At 63.6% G+C, this 23,931-nt stretch carries 24 protein-coding genes, 3 tRNA genes and 1 rRNA gene; 15 read left to right on the top strand and 13 right to left on the bottom strand.

Annotation, left to right across the window (positions count from 1 at the left end; all coding sequences use genetic code 11):
* The first annotated feature begins 91 nt into the window (after window positions 1–91).
* Window positions 92–207: ribosomal RNA gene (gene rrf, locus GEV37_RS08255) — 5S ribosomal RNA — on the top strand.
* Window positions 208–320: 113 nt separating this feature from the next.
* On the opposite strand, the gene hisC is transcribed toward rrf, so the two are convergent.
* A complete protein-coding gene (hisC, locus tag GEV37_RS08250; protein ID WP_227389748.1) occupies window positions 321–1,382 on the bottom strand; it encodes a histidinol-phosphate transaminase in 1,062 nt (353 codons plus the stop codon).
* A 172-nt stretch (window positions 1,383–1,554) separates the two neighbouring features.
* Between hisC and GEV37_RS08245 the strand changes: the two genes are divergently transcribed.
* From GEV37_RS08245 to mnmH, 4 genes are all read left to right on the top strand, one after another.
* Window positions 1,555–2,007 carry a copper resistance protein NlpE N-terminal domain-containing protein gene (locus tag GEV37_RS08245; protein ID WP_227389747.1) on the top strand — a complete coding sequence of 151 codons (453 nt, stop codon included), beginning with the start codon at window positions 1,555–1,557 and terminating at the stop codon, window positions 2,005–2,007.
* A 109-nt stretch (window positions 2,008–2,116) separates the two neighbouring features.
* The gene (radA, locus tag GEV37_RS08240; RefSeq protein WP_227389746.1) at window positions 2,117–3,490 is read left to right on the top strand and encodes a DNA repair protein RadA; all 1,374 of its coding nucleotides are present in this window, start codon (window positions 2,117–2,119) and stop codon (window positions 3,488–3,490) included.
* 118 nt (window positions 3,491–3,608) lie between these two features.
* The gene (selD, locus tag GEV37_RS08235) at window positions 3,609–4,646 is read left to right on the top strand and encodes a selenide, water dikinase SelD (protein ID WP_227389745.1); all 1,038 of its coding nucleotides are present in this window, start codon (window positions 3,609–3,611) and stop codon (window positions 4,644–4,646) included.
* Window positions 4,647–5,750 carry a tRNA 2-selenouridine(34) synthase MnmH gene (gene mnmH / locus GEV37_RS08230; protein WP_227389744.1) on the top strand — a complete coding sequence of 368 codons (1,104 nt, stop codon included), beginning with the start codon at window positions 4,647–4,649 and terminating at the stop codon, window positions 5,748–5,750.
* 4 nt (window positions 5,751–5,754) lie between these two features.
* Here the strand turns inward: mnmH and GEV37_RS08225 are convergent, their stop codons facing one another.
* Window positions 5,755–6,444, bottom strand: coding sequence for a type 1 glutamine amidotransferase (locus tag GEV37_RS08225; protein ID WP_227389743.1), 690 nt, complete (start codon window positions 6,442–6,444; stop codon window positions 5,755–5,757).
* A 98-nt stretch (window positions 6,445–6,542) separates the two neighbouring features.
* On the opposite strand from GEV37_RS08225, the gene GEV37_RS08220 reads away from it, so the two are divergent.
* Complete coding sequence (locus GEV37_RS08220) at window positions 6,543–7,139, top strand: YjaG family protein (RefSeq protein WP_227389742.1); 597 nt, start codon at window positions 6,543–6,545, stop codon at window positions 7,137–7,139.
* A 33-nt stretch (window positions 7,140–7,172) separates the two neighbouring features.
* Here GEV37_RS08220 and GEV37_RS08215 read toward each other — a convergent pair whose 3' ends face one another.
* The 5 genes from GEV37_RS08215 to hisB form a co-directional block, all read right to left on the bottom strand.
* Window positions 7,173–7,679 carry a hypothetical protein gene (locus GEV37_RS08215; protein ID WP_227389741.1) on the bottom strand — a complete coding sequence of 169 codons (507 nt, stop codon included), beginning with the start codon at window positions 7,677–7,679 and terminating at the stop codon, window positions 7,173–7,175.
* Window positions 7,680–7,752: 73 nt separating this feature from the next.
* Window positions 7,753–8,526, bottom strand: coding sequence for an imidazole glycerol phosphate synthase subunit HisF (gene hisF, locus GEV37_RS08210; RefSeq protein WP_227389740.1), 774 nt, complete (start codon window positions 8,524–8,526; stop codon window positions 7,753–7,755).
* Window positions 8,523–9,269 (bottom strand): 1-(5-phosphoribosyl)-5-[(5-phosphoribosylamino)methylideneamino]imidazole-4-carboxamide isomerase, encoded by a 747-nt coding sequence (gene hisA / locus GEV37_RS08205; RefSeq protein ID WP_227389739.1) that lies wholly within the window; start codon window positions 9,267–9,269, stop codon window positions 8,523–8,525. Before hisA ends, hisF begins: the two co-directional genes overlap by 4 nt.
* An 11-nt stretch (window positions 9,270–9,280) precedes the next feature.
* On the bottom strand, window positions 9,281–9,922 hold the full coding sequence (gene hisH / locus GEV37_RS08200) for an imidazole glycerol phosphate synthase subunit HisH (RefSeq protein ID WP_227389738.1): 642 nt from the start codon (window positions 9,920–9,922) through the stop codon (window positions 9,281–9,283).
* Window positions 9,923–9,971: 49 nt separating this feature from the next.
* Window positions 9,972–10,565: an imidazoleglycerol-phosphate dehydratase HisB gene (gene hisB / locus GEV37_RS08195; RefSeq protein WP_227389737.1), complete on the bottom strand. Its 594-nt coding sequence runs from the start codon at window positions 10,563–10,565 to the stop codon at window positions 9,972–9,974.
* 183 nt (window positions 10,566–10,748) lie between these two features.
* Here hisB and GEV37_RS08190 point away from each other — a divergent pair, with 183 nt between their 5' ends.
* The 9 genes from GEV37_RS08190 (at window position 10,749) to GEV37_RS08150 (ending at window position 17,108) form a co-directional block, all read left to right on the top strand.
* Window positions 10,749–11,213, top strand: a complete 465-nt coding sequence (locus tag GEV37_RS08190; protein ID WP_227389736.1) for an acetyl-CoA sensor PanZ family protein — start codon at window positions 10,749–10,751, stop codon at window positions 11,211–11,213.
* A gap of 40 nt (window positions 11,214–11,253) precedes the next feature.
* Window positions 11,254–13,581 (top strand): AsmA family protein, encoded by a 2,328-nt coding sequence (locus tag GEV37_RS08185; RefSeq protein ID WP_227389735.1) that lies wholly within the window; start codon window positions 11,254–11,256, stop codon window positions 13,579–13,581.
* A gap of 84 nt (window positions 13,582–13,665) precedes the next feature.
* A complete protein-coding gene (gene mutY, locus GEV37_RS08180; RefSeq protein WP_227389734.1) occupies window positions 13,666–14,757 on the top strand; it encodes an A/G-specific adenine glycosylase in 1,092 nt (363 codons plus the stop codon).
* A 42-nt stretch (window positions 14,758–14,799) separates the two neighbouring features.
* Complete coding sequence (locus tag GEV37_RS08175) at window positions 14,800–15,075, top strand: oxidative damage protection protein (RefSeq protein ID WP_227389733.1); 276 nt, start codon at window positions 14,800–14,802, stop codon at window positions 15,073–15,075.
* A 143-nt stretch (window positions 15,076–15,218) separates the two neighbouring features.
* Window positions 15,219–15,294 (top strand) — tRNA-Phe (locus tag GEV37_RS08170).
* Between the two features lie 6 nt (window positions 15,295–15,300).
* Window positions 15,301–15,375, top strand: a tRNA-Gln gene (locus GEV37_RS08165).
* Window positions 15,376–15,445: 70 nt separating this feature from the next.
* A tRNA-Thr gene (locus GEV37_RS08160) sits at window positions 15,446–15,521 on the top strand.
* 140 nt (window positions 15,522–15,661) lie between these two features.
* Window positions 15,662–16,228 carry a DUF2726 domain-containing protein gene (locus tag GEV37_RS08155; RefSeq protein WP_227389732.1) on the top strand — a complete coding sequence of 189 codons (567 nt, stop codon included), beginning with the start codon at window positions 15,662–15,664 and terminating at the stop codon, window positions 16,226–16,228.
* A 388-nt stretch (window positions 16,229–16,616) separates the two neighbouring features.
* Window positions 16,617–17,108, top strand: a complete 492-nt coding sequence (locus tag GEV37_RS08150; RefSeq protein WP_227389731.1) for a nucleoside deaminase — start codon at window positions 16,617–16,619, stop codon at window positions 17,106–17,108.
* Window positions 17,109–17,265: 157 nt separating this feature from the next.
* On the opposite strand, the gene GEV37_RS08145 is transcribed toward GEV37_RS08150, so the two are convergent.
* The 6 genes from GEV37_RS08145 to GEV37_RS08120 all read right to left on the bottom strand — a co-directional run bounded on the left by GEV37_RS08145 (window position 17,266) and on the right by GEV37_RS08120 (window position 23,904).
* Window positions 17,266–17,769 (bottom strand): nucleoside deaminase, encoded by a 504-nt coding sequence (locus GEV37_RS08145; protein ID WP_227389730.1) that lies wholly within the window; start codon window positions 17,767–17,769, stop codon window positions 17,266–17,268.
* A 276-nt stretch (window positions 17,770–18,045) separates the two neighbouring features.
* Window positions 18,046–18,360: a hypothetical protein gene (locus GEV37_RS08140; protein WP_227389729.1), complete on the bottom strand. Its 315-nt coding sequence runs from the start codon at window positions 18,358–18,360 to the stop codon at window positions 18,046–18,048.
* A 56-nt stretch (window positions 18,361–18,416) separates the two neighbouring features.
* Window positions 18,417–19,130: a phosphatase PAP2 family protein gene (locus GEV37_RS08135; protein ID WP_227389728.1), complete on the bottom strand. Its 714-nt coding sequence runs from the start codon at window positions 19,128–19,130 to the stop codon at window positions 18,417–18,419.
* A gap of 187 nt (window positions 19,131–19,317) precedes the next feature.
* A complete protein-coding gene (locus GEV37_RS08130) occupies window positions 19,318–22,164 on the bottom strand; it encodes a valine--tRNA ligase (protein ID WP_227389727.1) in 2,847 nt (948 codons plus the stop codon).
* A 110-nt stretch (window positions 22,165–22,274) separates the two neighbouring features.
* The gene (locus tag GEV37_RS08125; protein ID WP_227389726.1) at window positions 22,275–22,706 is read right to left on the bottom strand and encodes a DNA polymerase III subunit chi; all 432 of its coding nucleotides are present in this window, start codon (window positions 22,704–22,706) and stop codon (window positions 22,275–22,277) included.
* A gap of 85 nt (window positions 22,707–22,791) precedes the next feature.
* A complete protein-coding gene (locus GEV37_RS08120; RefSeq protein WP_227389725.1) occupies window positions 22,792–23,904 on the bottom strand; it encodes a branched-chain amino acid aminotransferase in 1,113 nt (370 codons plus the stop codon).
* Between the last annotated feature and the right edge of the window lie 27 nt (window positions 23,905–23,931).

Here is a 23,931-nt window from a genome sequence, read left to right as displayed (position 1 = left end):
TGACAACGAATGAAAGAACCGGATACGCGCCGAGAACGCTCGGCAGAGACGCCACAGAACACGCCCAGCATGATGTACATTGATAGTTACGCCTGACGACCATAGCCTGCGTGAACCACCCGATCCCTTGCCGAACTCGGAAGTGAAACCGCAACGCGCCGATGGTAGTGTGGGGTCTCCCCATGCGAGAGTAGGTCATCGTCAGGCACCTCTCCGAAAAATCCCCCGTCTCTTCGAGGCGGGGATTTTTTTCGTGCCTGCAAAATGGCGCCAAGAAAAGCCCTGCCATCGGGGCAGGGCAGGGGCTTTCGGCCATCGCGTTAGCCGCAGAGCGCTTTCAGTGCCTCTACCAGGCCATCCATCTCGTCATCGGTCCCGATGGTGATGCGCAGGAAATTGGCGAGCGCAGGGGTATTGAAGTGCCGCACCAGGATGCCGCGCTCACGCAGTCCGGCGAAGAGTTGGGCGCCTTCGAAGCGGGGATGCTGGGCCAGTACGAAGTTTGCCTTCGAGGGCAGTACGCTGAAGCCCAGCGCCTCCAGACGCGATACGGTACGCTCGCGGGTCGCCATGACGTTATTGCGGCACGCATCGAAATGCGCCTTGTCCTCGAGCGCCGCGATACCCACTGCGCTCGCCAGGCGGTCGACGGGGTAAGAGTTGAACGAGTCTTTGACCCGCTCGAGCGCATCAATCAGCTCCACGGCGCCGATGGCGTAGCCCAGGCGCAGTCCCGCCAGGCTGCGCGACTTGGAGAAGGTGCCGGTGACCAGCAGATTGGGGTAGCGCTCGACCAGTGCCACGGCGCTTTCAGCTCCGAAATCGACGTAGGCCTCGTCGATCAGCACCACGCGATCTGTCACTCGCTCGAGCAGCGCCTCGAGAGCCTGCAGTGAGTGGGCGTGGCCGGTGGGCGCATTGGGATTGGCGAGGATCACGCCGCTGCGCTCCCCACTTGCGCTTAGCGCATCGAGATCGACCTGCCAATCGTCGTCGAGCGCATGCTTGCGCAGCTCGATGCCATACAGCCTGGCGTAGACCGGGTAGAAGCTGTAGGTGATGTCGGGCACGTCCAGCGGCGCCGCGTGGCAGAAGAACGCCTGAAATGCGAAGGCGAGCACCTCGTCGGAGCCGTTGCCCACGAAGGTCTGTTCAATGCCCACGCCCATCGTCTCGGCGAGCGTCTGGCGAAGCGCCCGTGAGGCGGGGTCCGGGTAGAGGCGCAGGTGATCGGTGGCATAATCGCGCAACGCCTGTGCCACGCCGGGTGCCGGCGGGTAGGGGTTCTCGTTGGTGTTGAGCTTAATGAGGCGCTCGGTGGGCTGCTCGCCGGGCACGTAGGGTGTCAGTGACCGAACGGCGGGGCTCCAAAGTTGGCTCATGTGCGGTAACCTGCTTGTCCTTGATCAGGGCGTTATGGTGGCCCCATGCCCTGTTGAGCGCAAGCGTCTCGGCGCGATTGCAGTCATGGGGGTGGGCGTCGCACCTTCAAGCAGTTATGCTGTCATAAGCGCGCAAAAGAATTGTATGTCCAACACGATAAGGAGACACCCAATGCAATTAAGGAGTTTGCTAGCCGGTTCGGCTATGTTGGCACTGCTGGCGGGCTGCGCAGCTGGCCAAACCGATCAGCAAGAGACGGCTCCCGGTGTGAGCGCGTCGCAGGCGAATTACCAGGGCACGCTGCCGTGTCGCAACTGTGACGGCATCGATCTGGACGTGACCCTCGAAGGCAGCGAAACCAGCGCCCCGCAGGAGCGGACCTTCGAACTGCAGGCGTCCTACCGCAACCACCCCCAGACCCCGCCGAACGAGAACTACGCCGGTAACTGGGAAGTGCTGACCGGTACGCCTTCAGACCCGGACGCCACCGTCTACGAGCTGACGCCCAATGGCGATGGCCAGATCTACTACTTCCAGAAAATCAGCGACCGTACGCTCGAGCTGATCGACCCCGAGCGTCGTCGTTTCGAGAACGGCGAGATGCTGCAACTGCAGCGTCAATAAGCGCGGGAAGGGTTCGAAAAGGCGGCCGCGGGCCGCCTTTTGCGTTTTTGCCTGAGAGCGAGGCAAGATCCCGGCGACATCGCCGGTCAGTGAAACAGGAGCAGAGCGCGTGGCAAAAGCGAAGAGCGCCTTCGTATGCACCGAGTGTGGTGCCGAGTACCGTAAGTGGCAGGGCCAGTGCTCGAGCTGCAACGAGTGGAACACCCTGACCGAGATCCGCCTGGCGAGCGCTCGACCCGGCGGCAGCGCCTCGTCCACCGGACGGGGGGGCTATGCAGGCGATCTCTCCCGGGACGTGGTCGACTTGAGCAACGTCGATTTGAGCGAGGTGCCGCGCCTGAGCTCGACCTTCGCCGAATTCGACCGCGTGCTCGGCGGTGGCCTGGTGCCAGGCTCAGCGGTGCTGCTCGGCGGCAACCCCGGGGCCGGCAAGTCGACGCTTTTGCTGCAGACCGCCTGCAAGCTCGCCCAGCAGCGGCGCATCCTCTACGTGACCGGGGAGGAGTCACTCTCCCAGGTGGCCATGCGCGCTCATCGGCTGCAGCTACCCACCCATGGACTGAAGATGCTGGCGGAAACCAGCGTGGAGACGATTCTCGCGGTGGCGGAGCGAGAAAAGCCCGAGATTCTGGTGATCGACTCCATCCAGACCATGCATCTCGAGGATATAAGCTCTGCTCCCGGAGGCGTGGCCCAGGTGCGCGAATCCGCCGCCGCGCTCACCCGCTTCGCCAAGCAGAGCAATACGGTATTATTGCTGGTAGGCCACGTCACCAAGGATGGCACCCTGGCCGGCCCCAAGGTGCTCGAGCACATGATCGACGCTTCGCTTCTGCTCGAAGGCGGCGCCGACTCGCGCTTTCGCACTCTGCGCGGCCAGAAAAACCGGTTCGGCGCGGTCAACGAGCTCGGCGTCTTCGCCATGCTCGAACAAGGCCTCAAGGAGGTGAAGAACCCCAGCGCCATCTTCCTTTCCCGCCAGGAAGAGCAGGCGCCGGGAAGCCTGGTCATGGTGGTATGGGAAGGTACCCGGCCGATTCTGGTGGAAGTCCAGGCGCTGGTGGACGAATCGGCGCTCGGCAATCCGCGCCGCGTGGCGGTCGGGCTCGACCAGAACCGCCTGGCGATGCTGCTCGCCGTGCTAAACCGCCACGGCGGGCTGTTCACCGGCGATCAGGACGTGTTCCTGAACGTGGTCGGCGGGGTCAAGGTGCTGGAAACCAGCGCCGACCTTGCCGTGCTGCTCGCCGTGGTCTCGAGCCTGCAGAACCGGGCGCTACCCAAGGAGCTGGTGGTGTTCGGCGAGGTAGGGCTTTCCGGCGAGATTCGTCCGGTGCCCAGCGGTCAGGAGCGCATCAGCGAGGCCGCCAAGCACGGCTTTCTGCGCGCCATCGTACCGCGTGCCAACGCCCCCAAGAAGGCACCTGCGGGCATGGAGGTCATCGCCGTGGACAAGCTGAGCGATGCCCTGGAAGCACTCTAGGCTGTACTAAGCTAATGATACTGAAAGCGTTAACGATACTGAAAGCCGGGGCGCGACACCCGGCGACGATCGCCCGCAGCGGCACTTCAGGCGATCCAGACCCCCAAGGAGAGACGCGATGAGTTCGATTCGACTGACCCAGTACAGCCACGGCGCCGGCTGCGGCTGCAAGATCGCACCGGACGTGCTGGACGGCATCCTGGCCAAGGCCGGCCCCAGCGCCGGGCACAAGCAGCTGGTGGTGGGCAACCAGGGGCGCGAGGATGCCGCCGTGTTCGATCTTGGCGACGGTCGCGGCATGATCTCGACCACCGACTTCTTTATGCCGATCGTAGACGACCCTTTCGACTTCGGACGCATCGCCGCCACCAACGCGATCAGCGACATCTACGCCATGGGCGGCACGCCGGTCATGGCGCTGAGCATCCTCGGCTGGCCGGTGGACAAACTCTCGCCGGACGTCGCCGGCGATGTGATCGCCGGCGCCCAGGGCGTGTGCCGCGAGCTCGGCGTGGCGCTGGCCGGCGGCCACTCCATTGACGCCCCGGAGCCGATCTTTGGCCTTGCCGTCAACGGCCTGATCCAGCTTGACCAGCTCAAGCTCAACAGCGGCGCCAAGCCCGGCGATCTGCTGTTTCTGACCAAACCCCTGGGCGTGGGGCTTCTGACCACCGCCGAGAAGCGCGGCCTGCTGGAGGCCGGCCACCACGGCCTGGCGCGGGAAACCATGCTCATGTCCAACCGCATCGGCGTAGAGCTTGCCAAGGTGAAAGGCTTGAATGCCATGACCGACGTGACCGGTTTCGGCCTGGCCGGTCATCTCAGCGAGATCTGCAGTGCCAGCCACCTCAAGGCCGAGGTCAATTTTCGCCGCCTGCCGCGGCTTTCTGAGGCCGAAGCGTATCGCCGCCAGGGCGCGGTGCCCGGCGGCACCGTGCGCAACCGCGACGCCCTGGGCGCACAGCTGCCGGCCATGGACGATGCTCACTGGCAGTGGCTGTGCGATCCGCAGACCTCCGGCGGGCTACTGCTCAGCGTCGATCCGGCCTGGGAGGACGATATTCAGCGTATCGGTCGCGAACACGGCCTGGCGCTTGCGCCTTTCGGCACCATGAAGCCGCGCCAGGGCGATGCGTTGATCGAGGTGATCGGCTAGATGCTTGCTGACGTACCCGCCTCTCTTGAACTGATTCGCCGCGGCACGCCCTTGATCGACGTGCGCGCGCCGGTCGAGTTCGATCAGGGCAGCCTGCCCGGCGCCGTCAACCTGCCGCTGATGATCGACGAAGAGCGCCATCAGGTCGGTATCGCCTACAAGGAGCAGGGCCAGGCAGCGGCCATCGCGCTTGGCGAGCACCTGGTCAGCGGTACCGTCAAGCAGGCACGTATCGAGGCTTGGCGAGGCTATCTCGAACGCTATCCGAACGCCGTGATCTACTGCTTTCGGGGCGGGCTGCGCTCGCAGATCACTCAGCGGTGGCTGGCACAGGCGGGGGTCGAGGTGCCGCGTATCGAGGGCGGCTGGAAGGCGATGCGGCGTGCGCTGTGCACGCGCATCGAGCAGGCCGCTGCCCAGCCGATGCTGGTGGTGGCCGGTCTCACCGGCACCGCCAAGACGGTGCTGATCAATCGCCTGGACAACGGTATCGATCTCGAGGCCTGCGCCAACCACAAGGGATCGGCCTTCGGGCGCCAGGTGGAGGCGCCTACCTCTCAGATCGACTTCGAGCACGCCCTTGGCAAGCGTTTGCTCGGCCAGAACGGCGCGCTGGTGATGGAGGACGAGTCGCGTCAGATCGGCAACGCCAACATTCCGCTGACCTTCTGGCACGCGCTCAGCGAAGCGCCGCGCATTCGCGTCGAGATGCCGCTGGATTGGCGCCTGGAGCAGCTGCGCTTCGATTACATCGAAGCCCTGCTGGCGGCGTTCGTGGCGCGTTTTGGCGCCGAGGAAGGGTTCCGGCGCATGCAGGATCAGCTCTCGAACAGCTTGAAGCGCCTGGCCAAGCGGCTCGGCAACGCCCGGCTGCAGCGCCTGCAGCGCATGCAGGCGCTGGCCTTCGCTGCCCACGCCCAGGGCGATGTTCAGGCCCACGAAGCGTGGCTCGCCCCGCTTTTGACCGAGTATTACGACCCGCTCTACCGTTATCATCTCGAGTGGCGCGACGACGCCCCCAAGGAGCTTCACGTGGGCGACTGGGAGAGCTGTCTGGAGGCCGCCCAAGCGTGGAGCGCCGCGGCCCGGGCTGAGCTGGCCTAGTGCCTTACGTCTGAGCGAGCCACTGGGTCATCACCCGGTCGAGCAGCGGCGCCAGCGCGTGAAATCGCCCGGGCGGCGTCAGAATGGCCGACGTCTCTTGCACGTAGCGCCGGGCGGCCGGCGAAGCGGGCAAGGCGGGAGGATGGGCGAAGAGCGCGGCGGTGCTATCGGCGGTGGCCTCGAGATGGCAAAGAAGCCCGACCACGCGCCCGGCGTCCCAGGCAAAGCCCTGAAGAGGGGCTGCGTCGCTGCCGCCCAGGGGCAGGGCGTCATCGGGCAGGCTGAACACGTAGCGGTGCCACATCAAGGCCTCGAAGCGCTCGGGCAGATCGAACGGGCTCTCTGGCGCCAGGGTCACCGCGTGCCAGCCGGTTTCGGGATAGGTGCCCGGGGCGATGACCGCCTCCAGCGCCTCGGCGATCCACAACGCTCCGAGGCCTACGCCCAGCACTGGGCGCTGTCCGTCCAAGTAACGGTTGATGAGCTTCTTCTCCGCCCTGGCCCAGGTGGGCGGTTCCTGGACGAATGCCTCCGGGCCGTCGAGCAGGATCAGCGCGTCGCACTCGCCCGGGCGCGGCGTCAGCTCGCCGTCGAAGAGATGAAAGATGGTGTAGCTGTGGCCCATGCTGACGAGCCAGTCGGTCAGGCGTGCGGGGCCGTGGTCAGGGCCGTGCTGTAGCAGATGGATATGCATGGTACTCTCCTCGCCGGCCGGTTTCGCGAAAGCTTTTCGCATTTGCAAGACGATAGTAACGCGTTTATTTCATCAACATAAAGGCTCAGGAAATCAATATGGTGGCCAAAGCCCCCGGATTCTACCAACGACTTCAAGCGCTGCCGTCGACCGCCCAACAAGCCTTCATGGCAGCGCTTTGCGAGCGCTTGATGCCCAACTATGCGCTTTTCGAGCAGACCACCGGCCAGGGTGACAGTCATACACTGAGGGTGGTACTCGATCTCGTGTGGGAGCGACTTACCGTGTCCGGCGCGAGCATCGACTTCGCCCGCCAGGCGGAGAAGCTCGCCGAATGCGAGCCGCCCGCCGACGACGAGAGTTTCGGCGCCCGGCGTGCCCTCGATGCGGTGGTCTCGATCACCGCGCTGCTCGATACGCTGCAGGGCGACGGCGGTGAGGCCGTGCTCGACGTTAGTCGCACCTCGCGCGCCGGCGTGCGCGCCTTCATCGAGCTCACTGAAGGCGAGGTGGACGCCCAGAAGCTCGCGCTGATCATTCGCGATCATCCGCTGATGGAGGACGAGAACGACTTCCAGGATGCGGTGCTCGACGCGGTCAGCGAGCCGCTCGACAAGGCCGCGTTCAAGGAGCTGCGTCGGCTGGGGCGCAACGGTGGCGTGAGCAATCTGGGGCTCAGTCTGGACGACGAGTAAGCCTCGAAAAGCAGGCGCGTCGTCACCGGCAGGCTAGAAGCGCACGCCTGCAGTGATCATCATGCCGGCGGTGCCGAACATGATCAGATCGGTTTCGACGCCGCGCCACTCAAGGCCGATGCTCGGCAGCGCCGCCGGAGCGATCTCGAGATGGTTGAAAGGGATCTTGTCGCGGTACTCGCCCTTGTAGCCCTTGAGCGCTCCGGCGGTCAGCTTGGCGCGAAGACGCACGCCGCTTTCGAGTGTGGTCAGCGGAAACTCGCGTCCGGCGTAGACATACCAGGTGGGTTGATCGAAGGAGTTCTTGAACCAAGCCGCGCCCGTCAGCCAGCGCTCGGGGTTGTGAAGCTCCACACTGATCAGGTTCTGCCGCTCGGTGTGCTCCGGGTCGGGGCTGAAGTGGCGGGTCAAGAGGCTGGTCTGCACCAGGCCGTGGTCGAAGGCCAAGGTAGGCGGCCAATCGGCCTGGGCCTTGGCGGCTAACGCAAGGCTCAGGGCCACGCCCAACGTTCCCGTCAGGCGCGAGCGTTTGAATTGCATGAAAAGCTCCAGAAACGCAAAAAGGGGAGAAGCCATCGTCGCGGTCGCGCCGATGGCCGAGGGCATGGCCCTCTTAGAGGCGCATCTCGATGCCGCGTTCCGCCATGAAGCGCTTCGCTTCGGGAATGGTGTATTCGCCGAAGTGGAAGATGCTCGCTGCCAGCACCGCATCGGCGCCGCCTTCGAGCACGCCGTCGACCAGGTGCTCGAGGCTGCCCACCCCGCCGGAGGCGATCACCGGTACGCTCACCGCCTCGGAAATCGCCCGGGTCACGCCCAGGTCGAAGCCGCTCTTGGTGCCGTCGCGGTCCATGCTGGTGAGCAGCAGCTCGCCGGCGCCCAGCGCCACCATCTTCTTCGCCCAATCGACGGCGTCGAGCCCCGTCGGACGGCGCCCGCCGTGGGTGAAGATCTCCCAGCGCGGCGGCTCGCCATCGGTAGAGACCTTCTTGGCGTCGATCGCCACCACGATGCACTGGCTGCCGAAGCGCTCGGCGGCCTCGAAGACGAAGTCCGGATTGGTCACCGCGGCGGTGTTGATCGACACCTTGTCGGCGCCGGCGTTGAGCATGGTGCGAATGTCCTCGCAGGTGCGGATACCGCCGCCCACGGTGAGCGGGATGAACACTTCGCCGGCGATGCGCTCGACCATCTCGACGGTGGTGGCGCGCTCGTCAGAGCTTGCGGTGATGTCGAGAAAGGTGATCTCGTCGGCGCCCTGCTGGTTGTAGCGTTTGGCCACCTCCACCGGGTCGCCGGCATCACGGATGCCAACAAAATTGACGCCCTTGACCACGCGACCGGCATCCACGTCGAGGCACGGGATGATGCGCTTGGCGAGCGTCATGCGCGGCCTCCGCGCAGCTCGTCGCTCAGGCGCTGGGCCTCGCGCACGTCGAGGCTGCCCTCGTAGATCGCGCGGCCGGTAATGGCGCCGAGGATGCCGCTATCCGCCACCTTGCAAAGCGCTTCGATGTCGTCGAGGTTGGTCACCCCGCCGGAGGCGATCACCGGAAGCCCGCCTTCGCGGGCAAGTGCGGCGGTTGCTTCGACGTTGACGCCCTGCATCATGCCATCTCTTGCGATGTCGGTGTAGACGATGCTCGAAACACCGTCATTCGCGAAGCGCTTGGCGAGCTCGATCGCCTTGACGCTGGAGACTTCCGCCCAACCGTCGGTGGCCACATAACCGTCTTTCGCATCGAGACCGACGATGATGTTGCCCGGGAACGCGCGGCACATCTCACCGACGAACTCAGGCTCCTTCACCGCCTTGGTGCCGATGATGACCCAAGAGACGCCGGCGCTCAGGTAGTGCTCGATGGTGTCAGCGCTTCGAATGCCGCCGCCGATCTGGATCGGCAGGTTCGGATAGGCGCGGGCGATGGCAGTGACCGCCTCGCCGTTGACCGGCTTGCCCTCGAAGGCGCCGTTCAAGTCGACCAGGTGCAGGCGGCGCGCGCCGGCCTCGACCCAGCGCCCGGCCATGGCGACCGGGTCGTCGCCGTAGGAGGTCGACTCCTCCATGCGGCCCTGCTTCAGGCGAACGCACTGGCCGTCTTTGAGATCAATGGCGGGAATGACTAGCATGAAAAATCCTCTCAGGGCGTCCAGGTAACGAAGTTTTCGAGCAGGCGAAGGCCGGCACGGGCGCTCTTTTCCGGGTGAAACTGCACGGCGAAGGTAGCATCGCGTCCGATCGCCACGTGGGCGTTGACCCGACCGTACTCGGTGGTGCCGTAGACCTCTGCGTCGTCGCTTGCATTGACGTAATAACCGTGGACGAAGTAGAAACGCTCGGCGTCGTCGATGCCTGCCCACAGCGGATGGTCGTGGTGCTGATGGAGCCGGTTCCAGCCCATGTGAGGCACCTTCAGGCGCTGGTCGTGCTCGTCACTCATGTCCAGCGGGAAACGATCGACGCTACCGCGGAAAAAGCCCAGACAGTCGACGCCGCCGTTCTCCTCGCTTTTTTCCATCAGCATCTGCTGACCCACGCAGATGCCGAGAAGCGGCTTTGCCTGACGGGTGAGAATGTCGTCGACCAGGCCCCGGAGTTCGGTACGCTCGAGTTCGCCTACGCAGTCGCGAATCGCGCCCTGGCCGGGCAGCACTACGCGGGTGGCGCCCAGAATGCGCCGGGGGTCGCGGGTGATGACGACGTTTTCATGGGTGACGTGTTCAAGCGCCTTGGCCACGGAATGCAGGTTGCCCATTCCGTAATCGATGACGGCGATGGTCATGTCGCGCTCCTTATGGTGAGTGGCGAACGGCTCGGCCTTTGTGCTGGCCTCACAGCGTTCCCTTGGTGGACGGCATCTGCCCGGCCATGCGCGGATCCTCGGCAAGCGCCATGCGCAGCGCCCGGCCAAAGGCCTTGAAGATGGTTTCCGCCTGGTGGTGGGCGTTATCACCCTTGAGGTTGTCGATGTGCAGCGTTACCCGGGCGTGGTTGACGAAGCCGTGGAAGAACTCGCTGAACAGCTGCGTATCCATGGTACCGATGGTGTCGCGGGTGAAGGTGGCGTTCATGAACAGCCCGGCGCGGCCGGAGAAATCCACCACCACGCGCGAAAGCGCTTCATCCAACGGCACGTAGGCGTGACCGTAGCGCACGATGCCGCGCTTGTCGCCCACCGCCTCGTTGAACGCCTGGCCGAGGGTGATGCCCAAGTCCTCGACGGTATGGTGATCGTCGATGTGCAGGTCACCCTTGACGTCCATGGTGATGTCGATCAACCCGTGGCGCGCGACCTGGTCGAGCATGTGATCCAGAAACGCCACGCCGGACTCGCCCTTCAGGTGGCCTTTGCCATCGAGGTCGATGCTGACGGTGATCTGCGTTTCGTTGGTGTCACGGCTGACCGTGGCAATTCGCGCTGACATGGGGCTTCTCCTGCGCTGGCGCGCACGTTGAGGTGGCAAGGCTCGCGGCCTCGGCCTGGACTTGTTCGACAAGCAAAGCCGCCATTATAGAGAATCGATGACCCCATCCGCTACAATGCGCGACATGTCGCTGCTTCACGAACGTACTGATCACGACCCGCGCCAAGCCCGGAGGATCTCGCCATGCCAGTGACGCTTGTGTATATCGACCACGCCCGCTGGAGCGCCGACGAGCACCTGCGTTTCGATCTGCAGCGCATTTTCGAGGACGCCCCGGTCGCGCGGCTGCCGGCCAATGGCGTGGCAGACTTCATCGAGCACCACCTGGCCCGGCGCCAGTTCTTCGCCTGCGCCCACTTCAACGAGCATCTGCTCGCGGCGGTGGTGATCAACGAGGCCGAGGACCGCGCTTGGTGGCTGTCCGAGCTTTGCGTACGCGCCAATACCCGCCGGCGTGGCGTGGGGTCGCGCCTTATGGCACTGTTGGCGGAACGCGCGAAGCAGGAGGGCAGGGCGCTGCGTATCGCCGTCGATACGCTACCGCTGGCCGATCAACTGCTGCTTTCCAAACTAGGGTACCGGCCCTTTTCCGGAGATACGCCAGGCGCCGACGGCGCCGGCGGCTATGTCGAGCTAGATCCACGCTGAGCGAGACTCACGCTGGGCACTACCCACAAGGGAAAGGGTGATGAAACAGTTATTGCGTATCCTGCTGGCCGTGGTCGGCATTCTGGCCATGGTGGCGGTGGCCGCCGTGGTGTATGTCACCACGTTTCTGGACCCCGAGGACTTCAAGCCGCGCCTGGTCGAGGTGGTCGAGGAGCAGACCGGGCTCGATCTGGCGCTGGAGGGGCCGATCACCTGGTCGTTCTATCCGCGCATCGGAGTCGGCGTCGAGCAGGCGCGTGCCTGGCTTCCCGAGCAAAGCCGCGACGATACCGCCTTCGCCGCCGTCGAGCGCGCCGAGGTGAGTGTAGCTTTCGCGCCGCTGCTGCGCGGCGAAATCGCCATCGATGGCCTGACCCTCGATGGCGTGCGCCTGAACCTGGAGCGCGACGCGCAAGGTGAAGGCAACTGGCAGGCACTGATGGACCGGCTGGCCGAGCACAACAATGAAAGTGCCGAAACCGTGCTGGCGCCAGCCAGCGCCGGTCCCAACGTCGATGCAGGCAACCTGTCGGTCGTGCTCAACATCGCAAGCGTCGAAGTACGCAACGCCGACATCCGCTTTCGCGACGAACTCGAGCAGGCGCTCTGGCGGCTTCAATCGCTCAATATCACCGGCAGCAACGTCAATCCGACCCGCTCGTTCCCGCTCAAGGCGATGTTCACCCTGACCAAGCACCATCGCCTGGACGCGGAGGCGCTCGAACGCGCGCCGGCGTTCACCAGCGAGGTGAACCTGGAAACCCGAGTGCGCCTGGGGCTGGGTGACGAGCGCGTCATTCTGGAGGGGCTGCAACTAGGCACTCGCTCGAGTACCGTCGAGGGCAGCGAACCCCAGCAGGTGAACCTCAAGGCGGCAGAAATGGTGGCCCGGCTCGGCGAGCGGCGCTTGAGCGTGACCGATGCCACCCTGGAAACCGGCTTGCGCCATCCGGAGAACTGGCAGGGGAGCCTGGCGCTTTCGCTGGCCTTCGGCCTGGAAGCCGACTGGGCAGCGCAGACCGCCCAGCTGCGCGACGCCCAGCTCACGGGCCCGGACGGATTGCGTCTGAGTGGGCATCTCAACGTCGAGCAGTTCCAGGACGCACCACGCTATCGGGGCCAGCTCAACGCCGCGCCGTTCAATCTGCGTCCTTGGCTCACGCGGTTCGGCCTCGAGCTCAACACCGCCAGCGAAGCGGCGCTGAGTGACGTCGCCATGACCAGTCCCGTGGAAGGGGATCTCGAACAGCTCGCCTTGCCGCAGCTCTCGCTGGTCTTGGATGACAGCACCTTTACAGGCTCTCTCTCCGGCGCCTTCGACGCCAGCGCGCTGGCCTTCGACCTGGCCGGCGATACGCTCGATCTGGATCGCTACCTTCCGGGGCCGGTGACTTCTCAGCAGGCCGGGCTCGGCCTGATCCGCCGTGCCATGGCCCAGGAAGAAGACGAGCACGAGCTGCTGCCCCAGGCGTGGCTTGCCGGCCTCGATTTGAGCGGCGATCTCGAGCTCGACGAGCTGGTGCTGGGCGGGCTGACCTTCTCCAATGCGCGCATGGCGCTGCGCGGCGAGCAGGGCCTGCATCGTCTGACCGACTTCGAGTCGCGCTTCTACAGCGGTACGCTCGCGGCCACCGGGGCCCTCGACGCCCGCGAGCCGGTGCTCGAGTGGCAACTCGCGCCGCGGGTCGAGAGTGTTCAGGTCGCCCCGCTGGTCGAGACCTTCAGCGAGGAAGCTTCGCCGATTCGCGGTCGCTTCAATCTGCAGGGCGAGCTCGCCACCCAAGGCAACACGCGCTCGGTGCTGACCCGTCACCTCCATGGCGAGCTCACCGCGCGACTCAACGACGGCGCGATTCTCGATACCAACGTCTCGCAGCAGATGTGCGAGCTCGCCGCCCAGCTCGACGGGCAGGGCACGCTGCGCGACTGGCAGCCGGACACCCGCTTCGATCAGTTCGGGGCCACCTTCGTCATCCAAGGCGGCGTGGTCACAAGCGACGACATGACGATCACGCTGCCCGGCATCGACATGGCCGGCGAAGGGCAAATCGATCTCGGCAGCAAGACGTTTGTCACCCGCGCCAATGCCCGCCTGGTCGACACCGCCGATCCCGCCTGCGAGGTCAACCCGCGCCTTCAGGCCCTGCCGCTGCCGGTGTTGTGCGAGGGCAATCTCGACGAGGACAAGTCGCAGTGGTGCCGCCTGGATCGCGATGCCTTCCAGGCTTCCATCGTGTCGCTGCTTCGTACCGAGGCTGGCGCCGAGGTCGAGGAACGTCTGGGCGATGCCTTGAACCGGCTCGACGAGCGCCTGGGCGATGACGCCGGGCGCAACCTGCGCGACGGTCTTCGCAGCCTGTTCGATTGACGGTGAGCCATTGTTGCGCGCCGGCCTTCGGGCCGGCGCTTTCGTTGGCGCCTCTTTTTATCCCTTGATAGGCCAGAACACACCATGCCCGATATGCCGACGCCGTGCCTGACGGCCTTCGAATTCCAACGCCGGCTGCTTGACTGGTTCGACCAGTACGGCCGCCATGACCTGCCCTGGCAGTCGCCGCGCAGCGCCTACCGGGTCTGGGTGTCGGAAATCATGCTGCAGCAGACCCAGGTCGCCACCGTGATTCCCTACTTCGAGCGCTTCATGGCACGCTTTCCCACGCTCGAGGCGCTGGCGCACGCCGACCAGGACGAGGTGCTGCACCTGTGGACCGGTCTCGGCTACTACGCTCGGGCACGCAACCTGCACAAGGCCGCGCAAACGGCGCTAGACGAGCACGGCGGCGAGCTGCCCACGCAAAGCGTCGAGGCGCTCACCGCGCTTCCGGGCATCGGTCGCTCCACCGCCGGGGCCATCATCGCCCAGAGTACCGGCGCGCGCGCCGCCATCCTCGATGGCAACGTCAAGCGCTCCATGACCCGCCTGCACGCCATCTCAGGCTGGCCCGGCAAGCCCGTCATCGAAAACAAGCTGTGGGCGCTCGCCGAATACTTCACCCCCGATGAGCGTCTTGCCGATTACACCCAGGCGATCATGGACTTCGGCGCCACGCTCTGCACCCGCGCCCGGCCGGACTGCGTGATCTGCCCGTTCAATGACGTATGCGCCGCCTATGAAGAAGGCGCGCCGCAGCGCTACCCCGAGTCCAAGCCGAAAAAGGCGCTGCCCACCCGCGAGACGCTGATGCTGGTGCTGCGCGATGGAGCGGGCCGCGTCTGGCTCGAGCAGCGCCCGCCTTCGGGACTCTGGGGCGGGCTCTGGAGCCTGCCCCAGTTCGATGACCGCGCAGCACTCGGCGATTGGCTGCAAGACGGCGTCGACAGCGCCGTCATCGAGCCGGCGCTGCCCGGCTTTACCCACACCTTCAGCCACTTTCGACTGGCGATCACCCCGCAGCCGGTACGCTGCGAAGGGCTTTCCGGGGTGCGCGAGAAAGGCATCTGGTTCGACCCTGCCGACCCGCCAACGCTGGGCCTGGCTGCGCCGGTGAAATCGTTGTTGGCGCAGCTGGCGCCATTTTCGCTTGATCCCACCCCCGGGCCCTAGCCCATACTCGGTGACGATTTCCCCCCGCAAAGGAGTATTCCCATGAGCAACACCGTTTTCTGTCGCAAGTATCAGCAGGAACTACCGGCGCTGGCTTTTCCCCCCTTGCCCGGCGAGAAGGGCCAGCAGATCCAGGCCACGGTCTCCCAGAAGGCCTGGCAGGAGTGGCAGGCGCTGCAGACCCGCCTGATCAACGAGAAGCACCTCAACATGCTCGAACCCGAGTCGCGCCAGTACCTGATGGCGCAGATGGAGCGCTTTCTGGACAACGAAACCACCGACCAGGCCGAAGGCTACGTACCCCCAAGCCAGGCCTGAGCCACGCCAGCCGGGCGTTTCGGCCCCCGGTGCACTTGGGGTAGGGTAGCCTTCGTTGCCCCTAACCACGTGACTAGAAAGAAAGTTTCACAAAGGTGTTGACGAAAAGCGGTCTTTTTAGTTTAATACGCACCGTTGGCAGCGGCCAGATAGCTCAGTTGGTAGAGCAGGGGATTGAAAATCCCCGTGTCGGCGGTTCGATTCCGTCTCTGGCCACCACACTGCTGGGGTATCGCCAAGTGGTAAGGCACCGGTTTTTGGTATCGGCATTCCCAGGTTCGAATCCTGGTACCCCAGCCATTGCCAACAAGATTTCTTGTTGACTGACTCGCTTGTCGAAAGCAGTCAAACGTTCAAGAAAACGCGATGCGCCGACATAGCTCAGTTGGTAGAGCAACTGACTTGTAATCAGTAGGTCCCGGGTTCGACTCCTGGTGTCGGCACCATAAAATGGTCAAAAGCAGAAGCGTTCAAGAACATGATCAAGCCGCCCTTTCAGGGCGGCTTTTTCGTATGTGCATTTCCCTTCATGTATTAAAGCTCTTCTCCAGGACTCTCGAAATTCAATGAGAATATAGAGGCTTAAATGGATTCCGTGGATGTGACTGCTTTGCTATGGCCGAAGGTAGGGTGGGCGGCCGCTATTCTTGCCTTTGTGGTCTTGTTGAAATGGGGGCTCAAGGATCTGTCGTCAAAGAGAACCCGGTCCAGTTCCCGAAGAAAAACGTCAAGATCTCAAGCGCTCTTGAAAAAGGGCGGGGCTTATAACAAGAAAAGCGCTTTGATGTCGCCCAGTGAGCAGGACGTCTACAGGGTGCTGGTCAATACGTATGGCGCAGAGTGTTATGTTTTCGCTCAGGTGCGAGTGGCCGATGTCATCGAACCCAATACCGAAAAGTATCGGCCCAAAAGTAGTCAGTACTTATCCTTGTTCAGGCAGATTTCCCAATGGCATTTCGACTATGTGATTTGCAGCAAGGACGATTTCAGCGTCTTGTATGTCATGGAACTCGATGATCCGAGCCATGAACGGCCGTATCGACAGAGAAGGGATAGAATCCTCGAGGCAGTATGCGCTGACGCGGGCATCGAATTGAAAAGAATGTGGCTGGATTATCGTTCCCGAAAGATCAAGGTCCATCGCAACTGCTAGACAATATGCGGCCCGAATATCGATTCGATGCCGCACCAGTCTGATCATACGTTCCAAGTACCTCGATACCGACAGTGCAACTCATAAACCGCTTCCGCCAGCTTCTCATCCGGCTCGCTGACCGCTACCCGTTGCGCTACCTGCTCGATGGTGAGCGTGACCATCGGCGAATTCTCGAGCTTCTCTTTTCATGTCAGCCGGTGAGCTGCTTCTAGGGGCGGGCGTAAACGCTCGGCCGCTCTATACTGACGAAAAGTCTGGAGTCGAGCTTGATCTGATCGCAGCGGTCGCCACAAAAAGCGCGCGTGCGTACGCGATCAGAATAGTCGAGAGGCTTTCGGCAAACAGGACGTTTACCTCAGCAAGTCTAAAAGGAAGTGAAAACCTCATGGCCCAGCAACATACCCCCGAAACGCTTATCCAGCGTAGTGTCGAGCTCGCGTTGAACAACGTCAAAGAGGGCGGAAAACCCTTTGCATGCATCGTCGTGGATCGACAGTCCGGCGAAATCGTGCATGAGGCGACCAATCAGGTGGCACAAAGCGGTGATCTCACCGCGCATGCCGAGATAACCGCCATCCGTGAGTTGGCCGCCCAGGGTAGAACCAACCTTAACGGATGCGACGTCTACATTACCGCCTACCCCTGCCCCATGTGCCTCGGGGCGCTGTACTACGCGTCCCCAGAGCAGGTGTACTTTGCCGCCACGCGCGAGCAGGAAGGCGAGCACTATGAAGATGGCGGCCGCTACATGACGCTGGCAACGTTTTATGAAGAGTTCGCTAAACCCATTGCCCAGCAGAACCTTTCTTTCACTCAGGTTGACGTCGAGGATCCCACGGCGCCGTTCCGGCTCTGGACGCACCGCTACGGCGGCTAAAAGAAACCCTGTCGTGGTCAGCGCGTGCTGGCCATGGTCTCTGGATATACTGGCAGGTCGGGTCAGCCCCTATCGTGAGGCTCAAGCGGATTCCATTCAGGCGTGCCGGTACGGTGATGGTGGCCGGTTTGGCCACCCGTTGGCACTCACGAATACCTCACGGCTCGCCGTTACCCGCTGCTGACACCCGCTCACGATACCGACCGTGCAATTCATGAACCGCACGAGCCAGCTTCTCATCCGGCCCGCTAACATGTACCTGCGGCGCTACCTGCTCGATGGTGAGCGGAGCGACCGGGGGATTCTCGAGCCCCCACGCCTTATGCCAACCGGCGAGTTGCTTTGAGGAGCTGGCGTAGACGATTGGCCCCAGGCCGGCCCAGGCGTGAGCGGCGGCGCACATGGGACAGTGCTCGCCGGAGGTGAAAACCGTGGCTTCCCGCCGTGCCTCGGCGTCCAGGTGTTGGGCAGCCCAGCGGGCGAGCTCGAACTCCGGGTGCTGGGTGGCATCGACGCTGTTGATGCGGTTTCGGGCTTCACAAAGCACGTGGCCTTGAGCGTCGGCGAGCACGGAGCCGAAGGGCTCGTCGCCGGCTTCCAGCGCCTGTTCGGCAAGGTCGACGGCGCGTTGAAGAAGCTGCTGGTGTCGTTCGGGCGTCACAGTGGTTACTCCACGGGGCATTACGTTGAGGGCGATGCGTTGGAGCAGATCAAACGCCGCCCGGTTCCTTGAGTATGAACGATCAAAACCATTGCCGCTTTCCTGTGCAGTCAGCTCAGTAGCGCTTTCTGCCAGACCGTAGCGGAATGCGGGCGCGGGCTTTAACTTCGGCGTTACGCCGCTGGAGGGAGTGCTGATGCTGGCTGCTGGCAGGAAGATAAATGATGCGAGGCGGCGCTACCGTTTGAAGCGGCGCGGGGGATCTTGCCGGCGGCGCTACTGGCGGCGCTTGCGAATGATCGGCACCGCCAGCGCGAGCAGAAAACACGCCACCGCCGGTGCCAGCACGTCCAGTACCGAGTCCAGATGCCAGCCGGTGTACACGCCTTCAAATATGCCGACCGGCTGGGTCTGGCCCCACTCCCAACCGCGCTGCACGGCGAGCTTGTATTCGTGCTGGGCGATCTCGCGGCCTAGAAACACCGCCACGGCGAGCGCGCCGGAGACCCATAGCGTGATGCGAGGCAGCAGGGCGAGCAGCAGCTGGATGCCAAGGCCGATCAGCGCATGTTCCAGATGGCTCATGTTCATGCGGTGCCTCCAGGGGCGAATCGAAACGGCCGCCCGAAGGCGGCCACGAGGAAGGGCTAGTGAAAGCGCGGCAACAGCCGATGCGCGGTGGCATCGAAAAAGCGCGCCATCCGCTCGACCAGTCCGGCGATGTAGGCGTTGCACAGAATCCAGGGAAGCGCGACCAGGGCGATGGCGAGTGCGCCGAAATAGACGTCACTGACCCAATGGCCGCCTACCAGAATACGCGGCAGGGTGACGAAAACCGCCAGCGCCACGGAAAGCGAAGCGATCAGACGGTCGGCGAAGCGCAGCATGAAGCTGGCGAACACCATGGCCAGCACCCCATGATCGCTCGGGAAGCTGTTCGAGGCGGTCGCCTTGGCGTTCAAGAAGGTGTAGTTGTTGAGGATGTTGACGTCATCGTGCCATACCGTGGGGCTGGGTCGGGCGGCGAGCAGATCCATATGCAGCATCTCGCCCAATAGCGCTCCGACCGCCGACATGATCAAACCAATCGCCAGCCACTTCGGCCAACTGCCGTTCTTGTCGCGCACCATGGCGAAGAACAACATGATCACCAGTACACCGAACATCACCTTGTCGAAGGCGCGGGTGTTGAGCAGCGCCATGGTTTCAACCCAGCGCGGGTACATGGGGCTGATGAACTGATTGAAGAAAAAGAATACGTCGTCGTCGAGCTTCGTCCAGAACAGCACCGACGGCAGCCACCAGCTGGCGATCAGGGCAAAGCCTAAAAAATTACATAAGAGAATTCGGCGAAGTTGCATGGCAATACCTGGGTTACAGCGTCAAGTGGATGGACCAGTCTAGTTCGTTAGCGGATTAATGAACAGTGTTCGCTATCGACGCATTACCTATCGCCCCGCCTGTTCTGATAGCCGTGACCGCTTGACGGTTGGCCAGAAGCGCCAACGCCACCCGAAGGTGGCGCTGGCGCTTGATTGAAAGGCGGGTTTATAGCGCTTCGATCTTGGCCTTCTGCTCCTGAAGAAGCTTTTTGGCGGACTGGAACTCGGCGAGCTTGCCGCGCTCTTTCTCGATGACGGCGGCCGGGGCCTTGGCGGTGAAGCCTTCGTTGGAAAGCTTTTTCTCGATGCCGCCGATCAGCTTGTCTTGCTTGTCGATCTCTTTCGTCAGGCGCGCAAGCTCCGCGTCCTTGTCGATCAGATCCGCCATCGGCACCAGCACTTCCATGTCGCCGACCAGTTGGGTGGCGCTAAGCGGCGCCTCATCCGGGTCGGCAAGCCAGGTCACGCTTTCGAGCTTGGCGAGCTTCGACAGGAACAGGCGGTTGTTCTCCAGGCGCTCGGCGTCTTCCGGGCGGCCTTTGGTGAGCAGCACGTCTAGCGGCTTGCCCGGGGCGATGTTCATCTCGGCACGGATGTTGCGCACGGCAATGATCACGCCCTTGAGCCACTCGATGTCGCGGCTCGCCTGCTCGTCGAGGCGACTCTCGTCGGCCTCCGGCCACGCCTGGGTCATGATCGAGGCGCCTTCACCCATGAAGGTGCCGGCCAAGGGCGAGACGCGCTGCCAGATCTCCTCCGTGATGTAGGGCATCATCGGGTGGGCCAGGCGCAGGGTGGCTTCGAGCACGCGCACCAGGGTGCGGCGGGTGCCACGCTTGGCCTCGAGGCTGGCGCTTTCGTCCCACAGCACCGGCTTGGAGAGCTCCAGGTACCAGTCGCAGTACTCGTTCCAGACGAACTCGTAGAGCGCCTGGGAGGCGTGGTCAAAGCGGTACTCCTCCATGGCGCGGGTCACCTGGGCCTCGGTCTTCTGCAGCTGAGAGATGATCCAGCGATCCGCCAGGGACAGTTCGACCGGCTCGCCCAGCGTCCCGCACTCCTCGCCTTCGGCGTTCATCAACACGTAGCGCGAGGCGTTCCACAGCTTGTTGCAGAAGTTGCGGTAGCCGTCCAGGCGATTCATGTCGAACTTGATGTCGCGCCCGGTGGTGGCCTGGGACAAAAACGTGAAGCGCAGCGCATCGGTACCGTGGGGCTCAATGCCGTCCTTGAACTCGTCCTTGGTGGCCTTGGCGATCGCCTTGGCCTTCTGCGGCTGCATCATGTTGCCGGTGCGCTTCTCCAGCAGCGCCTCCAGGCTGATGCCGTCGATCAAATCGATCGGGTCGAGCACGTTGCCTTTGGACTTGGACATCTTCTGGCCCTGGCCGTCGCGTACCAGGCCATGGACGTAGACGGTCTTGAAGGGCACTTCACCGGTGAACTTGAGCGTCATCATGATCATCCGGGCGACCCAGAAGAAGATGATGTCGAAACCGGTCACCAGCACGCTGGTGGGGTGGAAGGTGTCGAGTTCCGGCGTTTTCTCCGGCCAGCCAAGGGTACCGAAGGTCCAAAGTCCCGAGCTGAACCAGGTGTCCAGCACGTCCTCGTCCTGGGAGAGCGTTACTTCGTCGCCCAAACCGTGCTTCTCGCGAGCTTCCGCTTCGGAGCGCGCCACATAAACGTTGCCCTGCTCGTCGTACCAGGCGGGAATGCGGTGGCCCCACCAGAGCTGGCGCGAGATGCACCAGTCCTGCAGGTCGCGCATCCACGAGAAGTACATGTTCTCGTAGTTCTTCGGCACGAACTGGATGTCGCCTTTCTCGACCGCTTCGATCGCGGGCTTGGCCAGGCTTTCGACCGCCACGAACCACTGGTCGGTCAGAAGCGGCTCGATGACATCCCCGGAGCGGTCGCCATAGGGCAGGGTATTGTTGACGCTCTCCACCTCGACCAGAAGGCCAAGCGCGTCCATGTCGGCAACGATCTGCTGTCGCGCCTCGAAGCGGTCGAGTCCTGCGTACTTGGCGGGCAGGCTCGCATCCTCCTCGGGCTGGGGCTGGCCCTTGAGGTCGAAGATCTCGGCGCGCTCGAGGATCGCGGCGTCCTTGGAGAAGACGTTGATCAATAGATGCCCCTGGCGCTTGCCGACCTCGTAGTCGTTGAAGTCGTGGGCCGGGGTGATCTTGACGCAGCCCGAGCCTTTTTCCATGTCCGCGTGCTCATCGGCGACGATCGGAATGCGTCGGCCCACCAGCGGAAGCTCGATGAACTGGCCGACCAGCGAGGCGTAGCGCGCGTCCTCCGGGTTCACCGCCACGCCGGTATCGCCTAAAAGCGTTTCCGGCCGGGTGGTGGCGACGACGATATGATCCTTGCCGTCGGCGGTTTTCACGCCGTCGGCGAGCGGGTAGCGAAAATGCCAGAAGCTGCCCTGCTGCTCCTTGTTTTCGACCTCGAGATCGGAGATCGCGGTGTGCAGCGTCGGGTCCCAGTTGACCAGGCGCTTGCCGCGGTAGACGAGCTTCTCTTCGTGCAGGCGCACGAAGACTTCCTGCACCGCCTTGTAGAAGCCGTCGTCCATGGTGAAGCGCTCGCGGGACCAGTCGACGCTGGCGCCCATGCGGCGCAGCTGACGGGTGATGTGGCCGCCGGACTCTTCCTTCCACTCCCAGATCTTGTCGGTGAACGCCTCGCGGCCGAGGTCGTGACGCGTCTTGCCCTCTTCCGCAGCGACCTTACGCTCGACCAGCATCTGCGTCGCGATGCCGGCGTGGTCGGTGCCTACCTGCCACAGGGTGTTGTTGCCCTGCATCCGCTTCCAACGCGTCAGGGTATCCATGATGGTGTCCTGGAACGCGTGGCCCATGTGCAGACTTCCGGTCACGTTGGGCGGCGGAATCATGATGGAGAAGGGCGCGCCCTGGCCGGACGGCGCGAAGCGGTTATCCGCCTCCCAGCGCTCGTACCAGCGGGTTTCGATCTGTTCGGGTTGGTAGGTCTTTTCCATGGAGCGGCTCACCGACGACGATGCTTTCCGAGGAAAGCACGAAATTCAAAAGAGGTTCGAAAAATGGCGGCCAGTATAGCGCGATATGGGGGAGGGCGTCAGGCGCGAAGCTACCCGATCTTGTGCGGCACTACCTCATGGCCAAGCTCCTTGTAGCGCTGCCAGCAGGCGCGCTTGGTCACCAGCACCTGCTGGTGCTGATTGATGATTTCGGCAACGCGGGTGAAGCGCTCGATGCCGTCGGGGATGTCCGGATGCAGGTTCAAGAGCGCGGTCTCCTCGTTGGGCGTGGGCAGTTCGCCAAAGCCCAGCGTGATTGGGACGCTGTCGGCCAGGTCACTGCCTTCGATGGCGTGGGGCAGGTAGGCATCCTCGCGAAAGCTCCATAGCGCCTCGTCGGCCTGCTCGGCCAGGGCCTGATCTTCGCAGTGCAGGTGCAGCCGGTAGCCCTTGCGGTGGATGGTCTCGGCCAGCTTGCAGGCAAAGGCGAGCCGCGCCTCCAGGGTGGTGTCCTGAAGAATGTAGAAGTCGATTCGCGCCATGAGTCTGCCTTACGCTATGAGAAGCAGCGTTATGAAAAGCAACGCTATGAAAAAAGCCGCCGCCGGAAGGCGGCGGCGGAGGCGATCACACCAGCCGGGTCAGCCAGCCGTGCTTGTCCTCGCTGCGACCGTACTGGATGTCGAGCAGCGTCTTGCGAATGCGCATGGCCACATCACTACCCCCGTCGCCCTGAACGCGGATGCGCTCGTTCTCGGTGACCAGCTCGCCCACCGGGGTGATGACCGCCGCCGTGCCGCAGGCGAACACTTCGGTGATCTCGCCGTTGGCCGCACCCTCGCGCCACTCGTCGATGCTGATGGGACGCTCTTCCGGGGTCAGGCCGATGTCTTTCGCCAGCGTCAGTACCGAGTTGCGGGTCACGCCTTCGAGGATGGTGTCGGTCAGGCGCGGGGTGACCAGGCGCCCGTCCTTGTAGACGAAGAACAGGTTCATGCCGCCGAGCTCTTCGATCCACTTGTTCTCGGCGGCGTCCAGGAACGCCACCTGGCCGCAGCCGTGGCTTTCGGCCTCTTTCTGCGCGGCCAGGGAGGCGGCGTAGTTGCCACCGCACTTGGCAAAGCCAGTGCCGCCGGCGGCGGCGCGCTTGTAGGTCGACGAGAGCCAGATCGACACCGGCGAGATACCGCCCTTGAAGTAGGAGGCCGCCGGCGAGGCGATGACGTAGTAGTCCACCTCGTGGGCTGGGCGTACGCCGAGAAAGGCTTCCGAGGCGATCATGAACGGGCGCAGGTAGAGGCTGCACTCGTCGGCGTCGCTGTGCGGCGTGGGCACCCAGGCGTGATCCTGGGCGAGCAGCGCCTGGATCGAGCCGATGAAATCCTCGTCACTGAGTTCCGGCAGGGCGAGCCGACGGGCGCTACGGCGCAGGCGCTCGGCGTTCTTCTGTGGGCGGAAGGTCCAGATGGAGCCATCCTCGTGGCGGTAGGCCTTGATACCCTCGAAGATCTCCTGGCCGTAGTGGAGCACCGCGGCGGCCGGGTCAAGTGTCAGCGGCCCGTAGGGGCGCACCTGATGGCCGTGCCAGTCGGCGTCCACGGTCCAGCGGATATTGACCATGTGGTCGGTGAAGTGACGGCCAAAGCCTGGGTTTTGCAGGATGCTCTCGCGAATGTTCTCCGCCGTGGGCAGGTTGGAGGGCAGGATATCGAAACGGTTGGCTGAGCTGGCGCTGGGCACGGCGTATGGTCTCCGCAAAAAATACCC

The sequence above is a fragment of the Vreelandella malpeensis genome, assembly GCF_020622355.1.
In the GTDB taxonomy this organism is placed as follows: domain Bacteria; phylum Pseudomonadota; class Gammaproteobacteria; order Pseudomonadales; family Halomonadaceae; genus Vreelandella; species Vreelandella malpeensis.
This window is presented reverse-complemented; position numbering and strand designations above follow the sequence as displayed.

Bases quoted from the DNA above. Each gene is read 5' to 3' on its own strand.
- GEV37_RS08140 (WP_227389729.1), bottom strand. From the start codon at position 18,360: ATGAACATGAGCCATCTGGAACATGCGCTGATCGGCCTTGGCATCCAG.
- GEV37_RS08125 (WP_227389726.1), bottom strand. From the start codon at position 22,706: ATGGCGCGAATCGACTTCTACATTCTTCAGGACACCACCCTGGAGGCG.
- GEV37_RS08135 (WP_227389728.1), bottom strand. From the start codon at position 19,130: ATGCAACTTCGCCGAATTCTCTTATGTAATTTTTTAGGCTTTGCCCTG.
- hisA (WP_227389739.1), bottom strand. From the start codon at position 9,269: ATGCTAGTCATTCCCGCCATTGATCTCAAAGACGGCCAGTGCGTTCGC.
- GEV37_RS08155 (WP_227389732.1), top strand. From the start codon at position 15,662: ATGGATTCCGTGGATGTGACTGCTTTGCTATGGCCGAAGGTAGGGTGG.
- GEV37_RS08190 (WP_227389736.1), top strand. From the start codon at position 10,749: ATGCCAGTGACGCTTGTGTATATCGACCACGCCCGCTGGAGCGCCGAC.
- mutY (WP_227389734.1), top strand. From the start codon at position 13,666: ATGCCCGATATGCCGACGCCGTGCCTGACGGCCTTCGAATTCCAACGC.
- GEV37_RS08185 (WP_227389735.1), top strand. From the start codon at position 11,254: ATGAAACAGTTATTGCGTATCCTGCTGGCCGTGGTCGGCATTCTGGCC.
- hisB (WP_227389737.1), bottom strand. From the start codon at position 10,565: ATGTCAGCGCGAATTGCCACGGTCAGCCGTGACACCAACGAAACGCAG.
- GEV37_RS08215 (WP_227389741.1), bottom strand. From the start codon at position 7,679: ATGCAATTCAAACGCTCGCGCCTGACGGGAACGTTGGGCGTGGCCCTG.
- hisC (WP_227389748.1), bottom strand. From the start codon at position 1,382: ATGAGCCAACTTTGGAGCCCCGCCGTTCGGTCACTGACACCCTACGTG.
- selD (WP_227389745.1), top strand. From the start codon at position 3,609: ATGAGTTCGATTCGACTGACCCAGTACAGCCACGGCGCCGGCTGCGGC.
- mnmH (WP_227389744.1), top strand. From the start codon at position 4,647: ATGCTTGCTGACGTACCCGCCTCTCTTGAACTGATTCGCCGCGGCACG.
- GEV37_RS08150 (WP_227389731.1), top strand. From the start codon at position 16,617: ATGGCCCAGCAACATACCCCCGAAACGCTTATCCAGCGTAGTGTCGAG.
- hisF (WP_227389740.1), bottom strand. From the start codon at position 8,526: ATGACGCTCGCCAAGCGCATCATCCCGTGCCTCGACGTGGATGCCGGT.
- GEV37_RS08175 (WP_227389733.1), top strand. From the start codon at position 14,800: ATGAGCAACACCGTTTTCTGTCGCAAGTATCAGCAGGAACTACCGGCG.
- hisH (WP_227389738.1), bottom strand. From the start codon at position 9,922: ATGACCATCGCCGTCATCGATTACGGAATGGGCAACCTGCATTCCGTG.
- GEV37_RS08245 (WP_227389747.1), top strand. From the start codon at position 1,555: ATGCAATTAAGGAGTTTGCTAGCCGGTTCGGCTATGTTGGCACTGCTG.
- GEV37_RS08220 (WP_227389742.1), top strand. From the start codon at position 6,543: ATGGTGGCCAAAGCCCCCGGATTCTACCAACGACTTCAAGCGCTGCCG.
- GEV37_RS08225 (WP_227389743.1), bottom strand. From the start codon at position 6,444: ATGCATATCCATCTGCTACAGCACGGCCCTGACCACGGCCCCGCACGC.
- GEV37_RS08130 (WP_227389727.1), bottom strand. From the start codon at position 22,164: ATGGAAAAGACCTACCAACCCGAACAGATCGAAACCCGCTGGTACGAG.